Genomic DNA, 17,683 nt, shown 5'->3' with positions numbered 1-17,683 from the left:
CATGTTAAGCGGAATATATTATTATTATTATTATAAAGATGGATTGGAAATGGAAATATGGAATCCATCTCAAATATCGTTTTAGAATGTGGAGGAATATATGCAACACCGTAAAAGACTATCTATACCAGAGGTAATGGGACATTCCTTTCAAACAGTTAGATTTGCTTTTTGGAATGTATTAACCTTTCAACTTGCTTATAAATTATTAGCAGCGATTGTATTTGTTCCGCTATTTGGGATTATTTTTAATAAGTTATTGTATTTTGGTGGTTATGCAAATGCGACGAATGATGAATTATTAGCGTTTTTAAAGACACCATACGGCATTTTGGCAATCGTAATTTTATCATTGTTAGCACTGTTTCTTATCTTTACGGAATTTGCAGTACTTATTATTATTTCGTACTTCGCTCATAAAAGACAAAAGGTGAAATTACGTCCGATTTTATATAAAACTGTAACGTATTTACCTACTCTGTTCACATATTGCTTACCAGGATTTATTTTATATGCTGTCGTATTGTTACCCCTTTTAAATATTGGATATGAAACGGCATTGATTCCGCAAATTCAAATTCCTAACTTTATTACAGGAGAACTGTTTAAGACAACGATGGGACAGGTTGGTTATTACACATTTTTTGCTGTAGTTGCATATTTGAACCTTCGCTGGATTTTTGTTCTACCTATTGTTGTTTTAGAGCAAAAGCCGTTTCGCACAGCAGCACGTAAAAGTGCAACGTTAGTAAAAGAAAGTTTTTTAAAAGTACTATTCTTTTTAGTAGGATTTTTTATTTCAATAGGGATTGTGTACGGTGTATTTTTTGGAATGTATTTATTGTGTCTATGGGGCATGTACGAATTTACAAATCCACAGGGAACATTTGCATTATTAGCGGAATCAACAATGTCTGTATTTTTAACGAGTACATTGTATTTATTTAGTTTTATCGTGACGCCATTTTATATTATGGCAATAACACGATTATATTTACAAAAGGTTCCGGTTGAAGATGTTTTATTAGAAGAAGGATTAGATTATTCGAAAACGAAAGCAGATAAATGTTTCTTCCAAAAACATCGTTGGAAATTTATTGGCGTATATATTGTAGGAATTATTACTGCGGGAATGGTTGTTGCTTTCATTGTGACCTTTATTACAAACACATATAAAGAACCAATTATTATGGCGCATCGTGGTTATATTTCAAAAGGTGTAGAGAATACGAAAGAAGCTGTGCAGGGGGCTATTGATGCGAAAGCAGACTACGCTGAAATTGATGTACTGCAAACGAAAGACGGTGAACTAGCAGTTATACATGATTTGAAGCTAAAACGTCTTGCTAATGCTAATGTTCATGTGTCAGATTTAACGATGGATGAGTTAAGGCAGGTTACTCTTAGTCAAGACGGATTGTCAGGACAAATAAGTACGCTGGATGAAATCATTAAGCTGTCAAAGGACAAAATTAAACTTAATATTGAAGTGAAGCTTCATGGTGGCGAAAAAGATTTCGTAAACAAAGTATTAAAAGCGATTAAAGATAATGAATTTGAGAAGCAATGTGTCATTCAAACGCTACACTATCCGCTTATTAAAGAGTTTAAACGTGCAAATCCAAATATAAAAGTAGGATATATACTGTATGCAAGTAGAGCCAACTTAAAGAATGTGAAAGCTGATTTTTATGTAGCGGAAGAATACATGTTAAATAAGAAATTAGTAAAAGAAGCAAGGAAGTTAAATAAGCCAATTTACGTATGGACGGTAAACGATATGGAAAGTTTAAAGGGATATTATAAGTTAAACGTAGATGGTATCATTACCGATTATCCTGAAGATGCACGTGAAACAATTAAGATGTTAAAAGAACAAGAAGCGGAAGAAAGTGATCTGTTTGATAAAATTAGTGAAACAACAGATGATTTATTTTCCAAGTTATTTATAAGTTATCCAGCTGCTGGCTAAATGCCTGCAGCTGTTTTTTTATGAAAAGAATATATCCCTAAAGTATTGTACAAATTATTAACTGTATATGTATACGGAATCACTCGGGTTTCTTACATTGTTACATTATTGTCGAATAATAAGTGAATGCTGCTTATTTTTAGGGAGTATAATAAAAATAGAGTGATAGATAATGAAATGGAGCGAGGATGCTAATAGAATCAATGTTCCATATATTTACACTATTCTAAATATATAAACTTTTAAAAAATGATATGTTAGCGTTTTCATAACTTTTAAGTTATGCTAGAATAAGGACATAAGTTATTAATTATTACAAAAAGAAAAAAGACTTTCTTTTTTCTGTTAATTATAAGGGGGCATTTCATTATGCGTATTGGGGTACCAGCAGAAATTAAAAACAACGAAAACCGTGTGGCAATGACACCAGCAGGTGTTGTACATTTAATTCGTAACAATCACGAGGTATTCATTCAAAAGGGTGCAGGTCTAGGATCTGGTTTCACAGATGCTCAGTATGTTGAAGCAGGAGCGAAAATTGTTGATACGGCTGAAGAAGCTTGGAACATGGAAATGGTTATGAAAGTTAAGGAACCAGTTGAAAGCGAATACAAACACTTCAGCGAAGGTTTAATCTTATTCACATACTTACACTTAGCTCCAGAACCAGAATTAACAAAAGCGTTAATTGAGAAGAAAGTTGTTGCGATTGCATACGAAACAGTACAATTAGAAAACCGTTCTCTACCATTACTTGCACCTATGAGTGAAGTAGCTGGTCGTATGGCTGCACAAATTGGTGCACAATTCCTTGAGAAAAACAAAGGCGGTAAAGGTATCTTACTTGCAGGTGTTCCAGGGGTTAAACGTGGTAAAGTAACAATCATCGGTGGTGGACAAGCTGGTACAAATGCTGCTAAAATTGCAGTTGGACTAGGTGCGGATGTAACAATCATCGACTTAAGTGCAGAACGTCTTCGTCAATTAGATGACATTTTCGGAAACCAAGTAAAAACTTTAATGTCTAATCCTTACAATATTGCAGAAGCTGTAAAAGAGTCTGATCTTGTAATCGGTGCAGTATTAATCCCAGGTGCAAAAGCGCCAAAACTTGTAACAGAAGAAATGATTCAATCAATGGAGCCAGGTTCTGTTGTTGTAGATATCGCGATTGACCAAGGTGGTATTTTCGAAACAACTGACCGTATTACAACTCATGATAACCCAACTTACGAAAAACACGGCGTTGTTCATTATGCAGTTGCAAACATGCCAGGTGCGGTTCCACGTACATCAACTCTTGCATTAACAAACGTAACAGTACCATATGCAGTACAAATTGCTAACAAAGGCTACAAAGAAGCCTGCCTAGGCAACTCTGCATTACTAAAAGGTATTAACACATTAGACGGCTATGTAACATTCGAAGCAGTTGCAGAAGCTCACGGTGTAGAGTACAAAGGTGCTAAAGAATTATTAGAAGCAGAAACAGTATCTTGCTAATAGAAGCATTATACAAAACAAAATCGAACAATATATAAACCAACATGATAAGAGCTAAGAGTGAAGATCTCTTAGCTCTTCTTGGCAAAAGGGGGCATACATCGTGGCCAACCTATTTAAAAAGAAATCCGTTACGCAATTGTTAGGGGAAAGTAAAAGTAAAACTTTAACGAAAACGCTAGGGGCATTCGACCTAACAATGCTAGGGATTGGTGCGATAATCGGTACAGGAGTTCTAGTATTAACAGGATTAGTAGCAGCAAGAGATGCTGGTCCAGCAGTTATTTTTTCATTCATGATAGCAGCGATTGTTTGTGGATTTGCAGCATTATGTTACGCAGAGGTCGCTTCTACACTTCCTGTTTCAGGTAGTGTGTACACATACTCATATGCAACAATTGGTGAGTTTGTAGCTCATTTAATGGGATGGACATTACTATCCGTATATGTTGTAACAACTGCCGCAGTAGCTGGTGGATGGACGGGTTATTTCCATAACTTAGTGAGTGGATTGGGACTTGAAATTCCAAAAGCGTTGTTAACGATTCCAGCGCAAGGTGGTATGGTAAACTTACCAGCAGTTATCGTTACGTTAGTAATAACTTGGTTGTTATCACGAGGTACGAAAGAAAGTAAGCGTGTGAATAACATAATGGTATTAATTAAAATTGGTATTGTTGTTTTATTCATTGCAGTTGGTGTATTCTACGTGAAACCAGAAAACTGGATACCATTTGCACCGTATGGCTTAAGTGGAGTCTTTGCCGGAGGAGCAGCAGTATTCTTCGCTTTCTTAGGATTTGATGCATTAGCAACTTCTGCTGAAGAAGTGAAAAATCCGCAACGTGATCTACCGATTGGTATTATTGCTTCATTAGTCATTTGTACAATCATTTATGTTGTAGTTTGTCTCGTTATGACAGGTATGGTTTCTTACAAGGAATTAGATGTACCTGAAGCTATGGCTTATGTACTTGAAGTTGTAGGACAAGATAAAGTGGCTGGTGTAATTGCTATTGGAGCTGTAATTGGTATTATGGCTGTAATTTTCGCGTACATCTATGCTACGACACGCGTATTCTTCGCTATGAGTCGTGACGGTTTATTACCAAAATCTTTCGCGAAAATTAACAAGAAGACTGAAGCGCCAACATTTTCAGTTTGGTTAACAGGAATTGGTAGTGCTTTAATTGCTGGATTTATCGATTTAAAAGAATTGTCAAATTTAGCGAATATTGGAGCGTTATTAACATTCGCCATGGTTGGTGTAACTGTTATCATTCTTCGTAAAACGCATCCGAAATTACAACGTGGATTTATGGTACCACTTGTACCAATCTTGCCGATTATTTCAGTTGCATGTTGTCTATTCTTAATGGTAAACCTACCATTAAAAACATGGATATACTTCGGTGTTTGGTTAGCAATCGGAGTAGTTGTATACTTTGTTTATTCGAAAAAACATAGTCATTTAAAAGACGATGGAAGTTCGCAGGATAATTTAGAACAAGCTAATTAACAGCTAATTAAAAGGGATATAAGTATAGTAAGCCTTGTGCGTCTAGGGAACGCGCAAGGCTTTTTTCTTTTGTGTAAAATGTACATCCTTTTTTGTATGAGAATGTAATGGATGCAGAAAATATGTATACGTCTTATGAAAATGTGAACAAAATGTTCGAAAAAATATATGAGATTTCATTGACACATATGAATAGACGCTCATATAATAAGAGTATAAGATATATGAATGATTGTTCATATGTTCAAATGAAGAGGTGAGCTATAATGGCTGGAAATAAAGTAGAAACACCACAAGAGACATGTTCTCAAACGATAATTCATGAAGAAGTTGTTGATCAAGTAAAACAAACAATTCCAACTGATGAAAGTTTAAGTAAAGTAGCAGAATTATTTAAAGTATTAGGCGATCGTACACGTACGAGAATATTACATGCATTATTTGAAGCTGAAATGTGTGTTTGTGATTTAGCGTATTTATTAGGAATGACACAATCATCTATTTCACATCAGCTGCGTGTGTTAAAGCAAGCGAAACTTGTAAAGAATCGTAAAGAAGGAAAGGTCGTTTATTATTCGTTAGCTGACCAGCACGTAATTCATATCTTCGAGCAAGCGTTTGAACACGTAAACGAGGAAGAATAAAAAAGAACGCGAGGAGGGAGAACGATGGCTGAAGCATTAGTGAAAAAGAAACTGATGTTAGAAGGTTTAGATTGTGCGAACTGCGCAATGAAAATTGAAAAAGGTGTTGGAAATATAGAAGGAGTAAATTCTTGCTCTGTAAATTTTGCGACAAAAACAATGGTTTTAGAAACAGCACAAAATAAAGAAAGCGAAGTTGTTACAGAAGCAAAACAACTCGTTACAAAATTAGAACCGCATATTAAAGTACAAGAAGAACAAAAAAATAAAGTTGCAAAAGAAGTATTTATATTAGAAGGTTTAGATTGCGCGAACTGTGCGATGAAGATTGAAAATAAAGTGAAGGAAATGCCGGCTATTTCAGCAGCAACTGTTGATTTCGTATCAAAGAAATTAAGAGTTGAAGTAGCGAATAAAAGAGAATTAGAAGCGACTGTAGCAAATATAACAAATGTCGTACAAAAGTTAGAACCAGATGTGAAAGTTGTTCGTGACTATGTCCGTGGTCATGACCACGGACATAGTCACGACCATGGTGAAGCAAATGTGAAAAAGATGGTAGGACGATTAGTGGTCGGCGGAATTTTGACAGCAATTGCCGCATTAGCTGGCTTACCACAAATGATAACAATTCCGTTATTCGTCCTTGCGTATTTATTAATAGGCGGAGATATCGTTTGGAGAGCGGTAAGAAACATAACTCGCGGCCAAGTGTTCGATGAGAACTTCTTAATGGCAATTGCAACACTAGGAGCTTTTGCGATTCAACAATATTCAGAAGCTGTTGCGGTAATGCTATTCTATCAAGTAGGGGAACTATTCCAAAGTATTGCGGTCAATCGCTCCCGAAAGTCAATTACTTCATTAATGGATATCCGTCCTGATTATGCGAATGTGAAGGTTGGAAATGAAACGAAACAAGTATCACCAGAAGATGTACAAATCGGCGATTATATTATCGTGAAGCCTGGTGAGAAAGTACCATTAGACGGAAAAGTAGTTGAAGGAACATCAATGGTAGATACTTCAGCATTGACTGGTGAATCTGTACCACGTGAAGTCGAAGTTGGAAATGATGTATTAAGTGGTTTTGTGAACCAAAATGGTGTATTAACAATTGAAGTGACAAAAGAATTTGGTGAATCAACTGTATCAAAAATTTTAGATTTAGTTCAAAATGCAAGCAGTAAAAAAGCGCCAACAGAAAACTTTATTACGAAGTTCGCGCGTTACTATACTCCAGTTGTAGTTATTACAGCAGCGATCATGGCGTTTATTCCACCACTTATTTTAGAAGGAGCTACATTCTCAGAATGGATTTATAGAGCTTTAGTGTTCTTAGTAATCTCTTGTCCATGTGCGTTAGTTGTATCTATTCCTCTTGGATTCTTTGGAGGAATTGGTGGTGCATCTAAAAGTGGTGTGTTAATAAAAGGAAGTAACTATTTAGAAGCTTTAAATGATGTGAAATATATTGTTTTTGATAAAACAGGAACATTAACAAAAGGTGTCTTCAAAGTTACAAAAATGGAACCAAGCGAAGGTATTACAAATGAAGAATTATTAGAATATGCAGCATTTGCTGAAGTGTATTCTAATCATCCAATTGCACAATCTATTCGAAAGGCATATGGAAAATCAATTGATGAAAAAATAATCGATGAGTATAACGAAATTTCTGGTCACGGTACAGTCGTAAAAGTACAAGGAAAAGAAATTTTTGCAGGTAATGCTAAATTAATGAGAAAAGAAAAAATTACATTTAAGCAACCAGAAACGGTAGGTACATTAGTTCACGTTGCTGTAGATGGGGAATATGCAGGTTATATCGTTATCTCTGATGAGGTAAAAGAAGATTCAAAACAAGCAATTCAAAAATTAAAAGAACTAGGTATTAAGAAGACAGTCATGTTAACGGGTGATGCAAAATCAGTTGGTGAGGCTGTTGGTAAAGAATTAGGTTTAGATGAGGTTCACGCAGAACTATTACCGCAACAAAAAGTCGAAGAGATTGAAAAAATTGATGCGGCGAAGAACGGAAAAGTTGCTTTCGTTGGTGATGGTATTAATGACACACCGGTATTAGCAAGAGCAGATGTTGGTATTGCGATGGGTGGTTTAGGATCAGATGCAGCGATTGAGGCGGCAGACATTGTTATTATGACTGATGAGCCTTCAAAAATTGCAACAGCCTTAAATATTGCAAAACGCACACGACGCATTGTATGGCAGAATATCATCTTTGCATTAGGGGTAAAAGGATTAGTTTTATTACTTGGTGCTTTTGGTATTGCAACAATGTGGGAAGCTGTCTTCTCAGATGTTGGTGTGACACTACTTGCAGTGTTAAATGCAATGCGTGTACTACGAGTGAAAGATTTATAAAAAAGAGGACGCAACCTGCGTCCTCTTTTTTAGGTTATTTTGTTGAAATTGACTCAATAAAATAATAACAAATATTATTTTATGAATAAATAACGTAATATTGAAATTTATAAATAAAAAATATTTGTCGTACTATTTTAATATATTTTCCACAAAGATACATATCGTATTGAAAAAACAGAGAAGGAAAAGCTTCTCTGTTTTACTTTTGTATATTTTTTTCAACTTGTTCTCGAACAGTTTGAATGTAATTCATTTTATGATCCCAACATTCTTGACTTAAATCGACAGGGTACTCTTCGGGATTTAAAGTTCGCATATATTCTTCCCAAAATAGTGCGAGACTCTGTTCGTTATATTTTTGAATATCTAATATACCTGGTAGTTCATATGTTCTTTCGCCGTTAACGAAAATGTCTTTATGCAGTTCGCGTGCTTCAAAGTTTGTTACAAATTTACTTATATACGTGTGAACAGGATGAAACATTTTTAAACGTTCTTCTTTTCCTGGTTCTTCAGAATCTAATGCAATATAATCGCCTTCTGCATGATCGTTAACTCGATTGATAATGCGATAAATTCGTTTCAGTCCTGGAGTGGTAATTTTTTCAGGGTTAGATGAAATTTTAATTGTATCATTTAACTTTCCATCAGTATCTTCAATCGCAACTAGTTTATAAACGGCCCCTAACGCTGGTTGTTCAAAGGACGTAATTAATTTTGTTCCAATGCCCCATACATCAATTTTTGCGCCTTGAGATTTCAAATGCATAATTGTGTATTCATCTAAATCGCTAGAAGCAATAATTTTTGTATGTGTAAACCCAGCTTCATCTAGTAGTTTTCTTGCCTTTTTAGATAAATAAGCCATATCACCACTATCAAGGCGAATGCCGTAAAAATCGATACGATCTCCAAACTCTTTCGCGACGCGAATTGCATTTGGAACACCTGATTTTAAAGTGTCGTATGTATCAACGAGAAAGACACATTTTTTATGAGTTTCAGCGTATTTCTTAAACGCGACATATTCATCACGATACGCTTGAACGAAAGAGTGAGCGTGTGTGCCGGCTACAGGTATTCCGAAGCGTTTTCCAGCACGAACGTTACTCGTAGACGAAAATCCACCAATAAAGGCAGCACGTGTGCCCCAAAGAGCTGCATCAAACTCGTGGGCACGTCTTGTACCAAATTCTAAAAGATCATCATTATTTGCAGCATGCTTCATACGAGCAGCTTTTGTTGCAATTAATGTTTGGTAATTCACAATGTTTAACAGGGCAGTTTCAATAATTTGTGCTTCACCGAGCGGTGCATCAACACGTAATAAAGGCTCGTTATTAAATACAACTTCACCTTCTTGCATACTTCGAACCGTCCCAGTGAATTTCATATTTTGTAAATAATGAAGGAATTCTTCTTCAAATTGTAATTCTGCTAAATAAGCGATATCGCTTTCGGTAAAGCTGAAGTTTTCTATGTACTCTACAATCTTTTCAAGGCCGGCAAAAACAGCATAACCGTTCTCGAATGGAAGTTTTCGAAAGTATAAATCAAACACCGAGCGGCGATTATGAATACCATCTTTCCAATATGTATAAGCCATATTAATTTGATATAAATCTGTATGTAAGGCATAGCTATCGTCTTTATAATAAGTCATCGCGAAAACACCTCCATAATTTGGTTATAGTATACCAATTTTTCACCGCTCGTAGCAAAGAATGGATATGAAAGTGGAGTCAAGAGGGAAAAAAATGAAATAATGCATATTTTTTAGAAAATTAACATTTATCAATTTATATTTCTCAAGATTTTATGTATTATTAGAGTAATGGGGGTAATGAGAATGGAGGAGGACAATGCAACAAACATTAGAAAAAATAGGCAAACAAGTCTTTTATAAACGGCTACAGCAAAAAATGACACAAGAAGAATTATGTCAGGGCATTTGTTCTGTCTCATACTTAAGTAAAATCGAAAATGGAAAGATCGAAGCATCAGAAGAAATTCTACAATTGCTCTGCACAAGGTTAGAGATTGCCGTGACGGATTTGAGAGATGTAGAAGAAGATGTGAAGGGGAAGCTAGATGAATGGTTAAATGCATTAGTTCATTTGGACAAGCCACAAGTAGAACGCATATACGAAGAGTTGCAAGGTGAAATGAAGCATGTTTTGGATTTTGAAATTATAAATTATTATCAACTGCTTTATACGCGTTATTTAATTATGAAACGAGATTTTCTTGCTGTTGAAGAAGAATTAGAGAGATTAAAAAAGATGTACAAAAAGTATTCGCCGTTTCAGAAATTATTATATACGTATAGTAAAGGTCTATATTATTTTTTGCAGCATAAATATAAAACGGCCTTAGATTATTTAGTTCAAACTGAAGTGATGGCGAAAGAACAAGGTTATTATGAAACTGGAATCTATTATAATTTAGCTCTCGTTTATAATGAATTAGAAATAGAACATATGGCTTTACATTTTGCTCATTTAGCTATGGAAGGCTTTAAGAATGAATATAAATTTCGTCATGTGATTAATTGCCAGTTATTGATAGGGTTAAGTTATATACAGAAAAAACAATATAACGAAGCTTTAGGAATTTATAGAAATATTTTAAGAGAGGCTAATTCTTTTGCGGATAAAGATAACATAACAGCGATTGCTCTAAATAACATGGGGTATTTACATTACCATTTAAAGGATTATGCAAAAGCGAAAGAGTATTATTTACAATGTTTACAATACAAGAAGGAAGAAGATTTAGATTACATCGATGCTGTATATGAGATTGCATTGCAATGTATTGAATTGAAGGAATTTGAAGAAGTAAAAGAGTGGATTAATAAAGGGATAGAAGTTGCGAAAAGAGATGAGAAGTATAAAAGTATGTTATATACACTTTTAATACTTCAATATAAATATTTTGAAGAGAAGGGGGTGTATAAAAAGTTTTTAGAAACAGAAGCTTTAACATTTTTTAAGCAAGAGGAAAATAAAAAAGATTTAAAAAAGGTATATTTAGAATTAGCAAAATATCATGAAGAAGTATTAGAATTCCAAGAAAGTAATCGGTATTATAGACTAACTATAAATTTATTAGAAGAAAAGGGAGGAAGATGAATATGAAGAAAATGATTTTTGGTGCACTAGCATTAGTGGCTATATTAGTAGTGTTAGAACCTCAATATGCTTGGACTGGAGATATGTATGGTCAAGCTAAAGAAGTAATAGAAGTAATAAATTCTTAATAAAAACCCCTTTCCAATCGGAAAGGGGTTTTTCAATATTTGTTCCCCAAAATTCTACAAAACTTGAGAAAATAATTATTTGAATTTTTAGTATATTAATAGTGGAAACATAGTGCTACGATAAAACTACTCTTTTTCAAAAAAAATTTTTATTAGGGGGAAGGTTCATGAAAAAGAAAAGTTTAGCGTTAGTGTTAGCGACAGGAATGGCAGTTACAACGTTTGGAGGGACAGGCTCTGCGTTTGCAGATTCTAAAAATGTGCTCTCTACGAAGAAGTACAATGAGACAGTACAGTCACCGGAGTTTATTTCTGGTGATCTAACTGGAGCGACTGGTAAGAAAGCGGAATCTGTTGTGTTTGATTACTTAAACGCAGCAAAAGGTGATTATAAGTTAGGGGAAAAGAGTGCGCAAGATTCTTTCAAAGTAAAACAAGTGAAAAAAGATGCTGTAACTGATTCAACAGTAGTACGTATGCAACAAGTATACGAAGGAGTACCTGTATGGGGATCTACTCAAGTAGCTCACGTAAGTAAAGATGGTTCTTTAAAAGTATTGTCTGGAACAGTTGCGCCTGATTTAGACAAAAAGGAAAAGCTGAAAAATAAAAATAAGATTGAAGGCGCAAAAGCAATTGAAATCGCGCAGCAAGATTTAGGTGTAACACCGAAATATGAGGTAGAACCAAAAGCGGACTTATATGTATATCAAAATGGTGAAGAAACAACATATGCATACGTTGTAAATCTAAACTTCTTAGATCCAAGTCCAGGAAACTACTACTATTTCATTGAAGCAGACAGCGGTAAAGTATTAAATAAGTTTAATACAATCGATCATGTGACGAATGATGATAAGTCACCAGTTAAACAAGAGGCTCCTAAGCAAGATGCAAAAGCAGTTGTAAAGCCTGTAACAGGAACAAATAAAGTAGGAACTGGTAAAGGGGTATTAGGAGATACGAAATCGCTTAATACAACGTTATCTGGATCATCTTACTACTTACAAGATAATACACGCGGGGCAACGATTTTCACATATGATGCGAAAAATCGTTCAACATTACCAGGAACATTATGGGCAGATGCAGATAATGTTTTCAATGCAGCGTATGATGCAGCGGCAGTAGATGCTCATTACTATGCAGGTAAAACATATGATTACTATAAAGCTACATTTAATAGAAATTCTATTAATGATGCAGGAGCGCCGTTAAAATCAACAGTTCATTACGGAAGCAATTATAATAATGCATTCTGGAATGGCTCACAAATGGTATACGGAGATGGTGATGGTGTAACATTTACTTCATTATCTGGTGGAATTGATGTAATTGGTCACGAATTAACGCATGCTGTTACGGAAAACAGCTCTGATTTAATTTATCAAAATGAATCAGGAGCGCTAAATGAAGCAATTTCTGATATTTTTGGTACTTTAGTAGAATTCTATGATAACCGAAATCCAGATTGGGAGATTGGTGAAGATATTTATACGCCTGGTAAAGCGGGAGATGCGCTTCGTTCTATGAGTGATCCGGCGAAATATGGTGACCCAGACCATTATTCTAAGCGTTACACTGGTTCAAGTGATAACGGTGGAGTTCATACGAACAGTGGTATCATTAACAAACAAGCTTATTTATTAGCAAATGGCGGTACACATTCTGGTGTAACTGTAACTGGTATTGGTAAAGATAAGTTAGGTGCAATTTATTACCGTGCAAACACACAATATTTCACGCAATCTACTACATTTAGCCAAGCTCGTGCTGGTGCGGTACAAGCTGCAGCTGATTTATATGGTGCGACTTCTGCGGAAGTAGCAGCAGTGAAGCAATCATTTAGTGCTGTTGGTGTAAACTAAGGGTTTAAGAGAGTATTATTAATAAAATACTTCAAAAATAAAGAAGGAGCCTATGCTCCTTCTTTATTTTTTTCTCCATTTTTTCCACAAATAAAACAATCCAACACACCCCGCTATTGTTACAATCCACTTCGCTTCATTCGTTCCATTCATGACATGATAGGCAGAATATACTTCGATTAACAAAGCCGGTATTTTACCTATTGTGCTGGCAATACTGAAAGAGAGTAGTGACATTTTGCCTAGAGCGGCAAATAAAGTAACGATACTTGATGGGATGAAAGGTATGAATCGAAACGATAGAACGAGTAGAAAGGCCTCTCTACCTTCTACATAAAGTAGGCGTTCTACCTTTGGATACTTATTTACTTTGTTGTGAGTGAATTTCTGAAGGCCTATACGATAAATATAAAACGAGATAATAGCCCCTAATGCCTCACCTGCGATCGAAATAATGGTTCCGTTTGTTACACCAAAGAGCTGTATGTTAATAGCGGTCAAAAAAATACTAGGGATAAAACCTAAAAGACTGATGATGATGTTAATTAAGATACTAAGTGGAATTGCGATTGAATAATAGTCTGTTAAGAAGTTTTGAATTGTTTCAGCCATTGTTTAAAATCCTTTATCTTTTTTTGCATTACACCATATTTCTATTGTGTAGGCAAGTGCAAATTTACATAATGTAGGAAACTGTTGATAAAACAGCATTTGTATACCTTATATAGGTATTGGGTATACAAAATGAGGGGTATATTTTCTGGTTTGGAAAACACCGAACAAATCCTGTATTTACAGGGTTTGTTCGGTGTTTTAAGTGGTGTTTTAGGTCGGGAAATAATTTTAAAAATATAGGGGTATATTTCGAAGAGGGTCCAAAATAGTTGTTTGATGAAACTAGGGTGGTAATATGGCAAAATTGATGAGGAATTTTAAAAATGTATATGTTTTTTCGTTGTGAAATTGACTTTTAGTGAAGTTACGATAATAATCATGGAAGAGGTGATATGATGAAACGAATAAGTAGTCTTTTCTTGAGTAGTTTATTGGCATTAATGCTGATCTTAAGTGGATGTGCAGGAAAAGAACAAAAAACAGAGAAACAAACAGGGAATCAATCGACATCAGTAGAAAAAATTAGTGATAATATTTTAGATGAAATGGAAGGGCCACCTAAAAATGGTCATACGATTGAAAGACATGTAGGAAAATCAGAAGAGGATTTGAAGAATCGCTTGAAGACAGATAAAGTATCAGCGGCAAGTACATACTATGATAAGGAAACAGCGACGAAAGCTGTAAAAGATAGTTTGAAGCAGCATGATAAGGAAATTCAAGATTGGTTAAAAAATTCTAAAGAGGCTCGTCTCGTATTAAATACAACTCATTCATTCCCAGTTGGAAAAACAGTAATAAAGAAAAATATGAATGTAAAAGACAAGTTAGTAAAAACTGTTACTGTTTTGGCGAGAGATAAGTCAGGAGATTTAGGATATAAGATCATTACTTCTTATCCATCTGATAAATAAGAAGGGGGAGTAAATATGTATACGACATTACAATATTTTCTCAAATCGTATTGTACGTTAAGTATCCATGAGGATGAAATAGTAGGCGTGATGGAAGAGTTTATAGAGCAAGAAGATGAAGAAATTGTTTTGAAATTACGCGATGAATTATTATATATGAAGAAAAAGAACGCTTGGGAAGAGGCGTGCGTATTAGCTGCGAAGCAAGGAAATCGCATGTGGTCTTTAGAAGAAACGAAAGACCATCTTGAAGCTTTTTTACTATTATTGCAAAAGAAAAAGGCGTGAATAGATCACGCCTTTTTTGTTTGCCAATTTGATGGTGTCTCATTGTGTTGGGGCACTTTTATATACGCTTTTTGAAATTTGTCCATTTGATACTACTTCACCGTTTTGTGTTACTTTTTTATACGTAACCGCTGTTATTTTATCACCAGTTCTACTAACTACTTGAGAAGAAACTTCAACATTTTTACCAGTATTTGTACCAAAAATGCGAGTAGTAATACTACCGCCATTTGAAAATGCTTGAATATAAATATGATTGCCTGTATTGTTTTTAAATTTTAAATCCGGACCATAATCTGCCACTGCTGCATCTTGCCCAAGTGGTAAATAATTTACGGGCATAGAATGATTGCTTCGAGAAACAATTCCTAAATCTGCTCTTAAAGCTGCGCTATATAAAGTGCTACTAACTTGGCAAACGCCTCCGCCTGCACTTTGTATAACTTTACCTTGTGAAAATACTGCTGCGGATTTATAACCATGGGCAGCATCCGTTACGCCAACACGGCCATTAAAACTAAACGTTTCATCAGGTGCGACAATAACTCCGCTTAAAGTATTAGCTGACTTATTTACGTTATAGGACTGGTTTCCATTCCGACCAGCCATTGGAGTTGAATATTCAGCAATTACTTCTTTAATCCCCATTTTCTGTATATCTTCTGTAGAACGCTCAGGTTTTAAGAGTGTAACTGGTAATGTAACGTCCGATGAGCCAGAAGTAATGGCCTGCTGCGTTAAATCAGTTAATTTTCCTTTGTCAATTTTTTCTCCATTTTGACTTTGGCTAATATTTACTGTAGAGCCTTCAACACTTAATTCTGCATTAACAGGATTTTTTAATGTGTCATTATATTTATCCTTCATAAAGCTTTCATAAGCAGTTGTATTTAATTGAGCTGTTAATTTATAGTCACGTTTTAATTCACCGTTTTCGGCCTGCTTCCGCATTTGGTAACGATTCATTGCGTTTCCTTCTTGTTCTTTAAAGATTTTGTCGATAATATCTTTTTCTTTATAATTTATACCTAAATCTTTCCATGTGTAAGTTTGTTTATCATTTTGGAATATGTAGGTAAGAGATTTTTGATCTAATTCAGTTACCTTTTGATTAATAATTGCTTGAATATCTTTTTTATTTTTTCCATCGAGAGAAATACCTTCAAATGTAGTATTTGGTAATGCAGTAGTATCTAATTGATTATTTAGTTTGGATACATATTGATATCCACCAACACCGCCTACACAAAGTAATATGCTTCCAGTAATTGCAGAACCGATCAGTATTTTACTTAGCTTCATTTATTTCCCCCCAGAAATTTTTGTATAAATATATGTATTACATTTTTTGTATAAAAATGATGAAAATAACATTATGTATGTACTAGTATACTATTATTTCCACTATGTGTGTAATGTTTTTATAAAAAATGTTACACTGTTGTAATAATTGTCTCTTTTTGTCACAATATGTACGAGAAATATGTTGAAAATTATAATAAAAAGGCTGTCTAGAAAGATCTAGCAGCCTTTTTATTATAATTTTTTATGTTCATTTTTATTCGTAACACCGAGATGTTCTTGTAGTGTTGTCGAAATATTATTGACGCTTGTTTTATTTGGAACGTAATAATAAATACCACCTATATATTTATCAGTACCTTCTACTTGCATTTTGTCCATTTTTAAATTGGAATCCATTGAATTTTTGGCAATTGTCATCATATCATCAAAAGTTAAATTTGTTTTTAAGTCTTTATCGACGGCGTCTAATAGGCCGCCGATTTTATTAATAGAATTAAGAGAAAGTGCTTTTGCAGCAATAGCTTCTAAAACAAGCTGTTGTCGTTGACCGCGCATATAATCACTGTCGATATGACGAGTTCTAGCTAGCGCTAATGCCTCTTCTCCATTTAAATGTTGACGTCCTTTTTTCAGATGAATAGCATCTGCTTCGTCTTTACTATTTTGTTCTGTAAACTCAACCGGAACATCGACAGTAATACCACCAAGAGAATCGACAATTTTGATAAATGATTTAAAGTTGAATTTTACATAGTAATCAACTGGAACATCTAAAAATTTCTCCACTGTATCAATTGTGCTATCCACACCACCGAATACGTGCGCATGTGTAATTTTATCGTATTTATCACGTGATTTAATGTAGACACGTGAGTCACGTGGAATACTGACAAGTTTAACAGATTTATCGTTTTTATTAATTGTTGCAAGTAATAGCGCATCCGTACGAGTTGCTTTTCCATAACTCTTGTCCCTAATATCACTTTCATCAACACCCATAATAAGTACGGAAATGTTGTCAGTCATAGGTTTCACAGCTTTTTCACGTTTGCTGGATTTATCCCCGCGGCCCAGTTCAGAATAGGCATTACTTAATACAGACTTTGCTTTACTGTATATATGGAAGGAGTAACCTCCTGCTCCAAGTGCTATAATCAGTAATGGAATAAGAAGGAACCAGAGTAGGCGTTTTTTCTTTGAGTGTCCTTTTTTGGCTCGGGTGTCTTTGTTCATATCGGATTTCATCATTTTTCTCCTTTAAAACTATCAAAGTGTATACATCTAGAAGCGCATTCAAACACATAAAAAATATTGTACGCTAAATAAAAGCGATTGTACATGTATAAAAAATAGATGTCTTGATTATTTATAAGACATCTATTCGTTATTGTATACAAAAGATAGG

At 34.7% G+C, this 17,683-nt stretch carries 14 protein-coding genes; 10 read left to right on the top strand and 4 right to left on the bottom strand.

The genetic code is table 11. The features are described from left to right. Positions 1 to 100: 100 nt before the first annotated feature. The 5 genes from AC3WTA_RS22715 (at position 101) to AC3WTA_RS22695 (ending at position 8,023) form a co-directional block, all read left to right on the top strand. Positions 101 to 1,972 (top strand): glycerophosphoryl diester phosphodiesterase membrane domain-containing protein, encoded by a 1,872-nt coding sequence (locus AC3WTA_RS22715; protein ID WP_340983444.1) that lies wholly within the window; start codon positions 101 to 103, stop codon positions 1,970 to 1,972. A gap of 369 nt (positions 1,973 to 2,341) precedes the next feature. Then, positions 2,342 to 3,475, top strand: a complete 1,134-nt coding sequence (gene ald / locus AC3WTA_RS22710; RefSeq protein WP_001219749.1) for an alanine dehydrogenase — start codon at positions 2,342 to 2,344, stop codon at positions 3,473 to 3,475. A gap of 103 nt (positions 3,476 to 3,578) precedes the next feature. Then, positions 3,579 to 4,994, top strand: a complete 1,416-nt coding sequence (locus AC3WTA_RS22705; RefSeq protein ID WP_001284886.1) for an amino acid permease — start codon at positions 3,579 to 3,581, stop codon at positions 4,992 to 4,994. Positions 4,995 to 5,260: 266 nt separating this feature from the next. Next, positions 5,261 to 5,638, top strand: coding sequence for an ArsR/SmtB family transcription factor (locus tag AC3WTA_RS22700; RefSeq protein ID WP_000918377.1), 378 nt, complete (start codon positions 5,261 to 5,263; stop codon positions 5,636 to 5,638). Between the two features lie 24 nt (positions 5,639 to 5,662). Then, positions 5,663 to 8,023 (top strand): heavy metal translocating P-type ATPase, encoded by a 2,361-nt coding sequence (locus AC3WTA_RS22695; protein WP_492333037.1) that lies wholly within the window; start codon positions 5,663 to 5,665, stop codon positions 8,021 to 8,023. A gap of 202 nt (positions 8,024 to 8,225) precedes the next feature. Here AC3WTA_RS22695 and AC3WTA_RS22690 read toward each other — a convergent pair whose 3' ends face one another. Continuing rightward, the gene (locus tag AC3WTA_RS22690; protein WP_492333036.1) at positions 8,226 to 9,689 is read right to left on the bottom strand and encodes a nicotinate phosphoribosyltransferase; all 1,464 of its coding nucleotides are present in this window, start codon (positions 9,687 to 9,689) and stop codon (positions 8,226 to 8,228) included. Positions 9,690 to 9,888: 199 nt separating this feature from the next. On the opposite strand from AC3WTA_RS22690, the gene AC3WTA_RS22685 reads away from it, so the two are divergent. From AC3WTA_RS22685 to AC3WTA_RS22675, 3 genes are all read left to right on the top strand, one after another. Further along, positions 9,889 to 11,160 carry a helix-turn-helix domain-containing protein gene (locus AC3WTA_RS22685; RefSeq protein ID WP_001187954.1) on the top strand — a complete coding sequence of 424 codons (1,272 nt, stop codon included), beginning with the start codon at positions 9,889 to 9,891 and terminating at the stop codon, positions 11,158 to 11,160. 2 nt (positions 11,161 to 11,162) lie between these two features. Then, a complete protein-coding gene (locus AC3WTA_RS22680) occupies positions 11,163 to 11,288 on the top strand; it encodes an NprX family peptide pheromone (RefSeq protein ID WP_000738188.1) in 126 nt (41 codons plus the stop codon). A gap of 167 nt (positions 11,289 to 11,455) precedes the next feature. Then, a complete protein-coding gene (locus tag AC3WTA_RS22675; RefSeq protein WP_000730372.1) occupies positions 11,456 to 13,156 on the top strand; it encodes a M4 family metallopeptidase in 1,701 nt (566 codons plus the stop codon). Between the two features lie 63 nt (positions 13,157 to 13,219). On the opposite strand, the gene AC3WTA_RS22670 is transcribed toward AC3WTA_RS22675, so the two are convergent. Next, on the bottom strand, positions 13,220 to 13,768 hold the full coding sequence (locus AC3WTA_RS22670) for a TVP38/TMEM64 family protein (protein WP_000852193.1): 549 nt from the start codon (positions 13,766 to 13,768) through the stop codon (positions 13,220 to 13,222). A 398-nt stretch (positions 13,769 to 14,166) separates the two neighbouring features. Here AC3WTA_RS22670 and AC3WTA_RS22665 point away from each other — a divergent pair, with 398 nt between their 5' ends. Then, positions 14,167 to 14,685 carry an RNase A-like domain-containing lipoprotein gene (locus tag AC3WTA_RS22665; RefSeq protein ID WP_000822712.1) on the top strand — a complete coding sequence of 173 codons (519 nt, stop codon included), beginning with the start codon at positions 14,167 to 14,169 and terminating at the stop codon, positions 14,683 to 14,685. 15 nt (positions 14,686 to 14,700) lie between these two features. Beyond that, positions 14,701 to 14,973: a hypothetical protein gene (locus AC3WTA_RS22660; protein ID WP_000288799.1), complete on the top strand. Its 273-nt coding sequence runs from the start codon at positions 14,701 to 14,703 to the stop codon at positions 14,971 to 14,973. 39 nt (positions 14,974 to 15,012) lie between these two features. On the opposite strand, the gene AC3WTA_RS22655 is transcribed toward AC3WTA_RS22660, so the two are convergent. Both AC3WTA_RS22655 and AC3WTA_RS22650 read right to left on the bottom strand, forming a co-directional pair. Further along, positions 15,013 to 16,275 (bottom strand): VanW family protein, encoded by a 1,263-nt coding sequence (locus tag AC3WTA_RS22655; RefSeq protein ID WP_070169394.1) that lies wholly within the window; start codon positions 16,273 to 16,275, stop codon positions 15,013 to 15,015. Positions 16,276 to 16,509: 234 nt separating this feature from the next. Next, positions 16,510 to 17,526: an LCP family protein gene (locus AC3WTA_RS22650; protein WP_290439587.1), complete on the bottom strand. Its 1,017-nt coding sequence runs from the start codon at positions 17,524 to 17,526 to the stop codon at positions 16,510 to 16,512. Positions 17,527 to 17,683 lie beyond the last annotated feature (157 nt).

The sequence above is a fragment of the Bacillus sp. EB106-07-01-XG149 genome (assembly GCF_058791555.1).
This window is presented reverse-complemented; position numbering and strand designations above follow the sequence as displayed.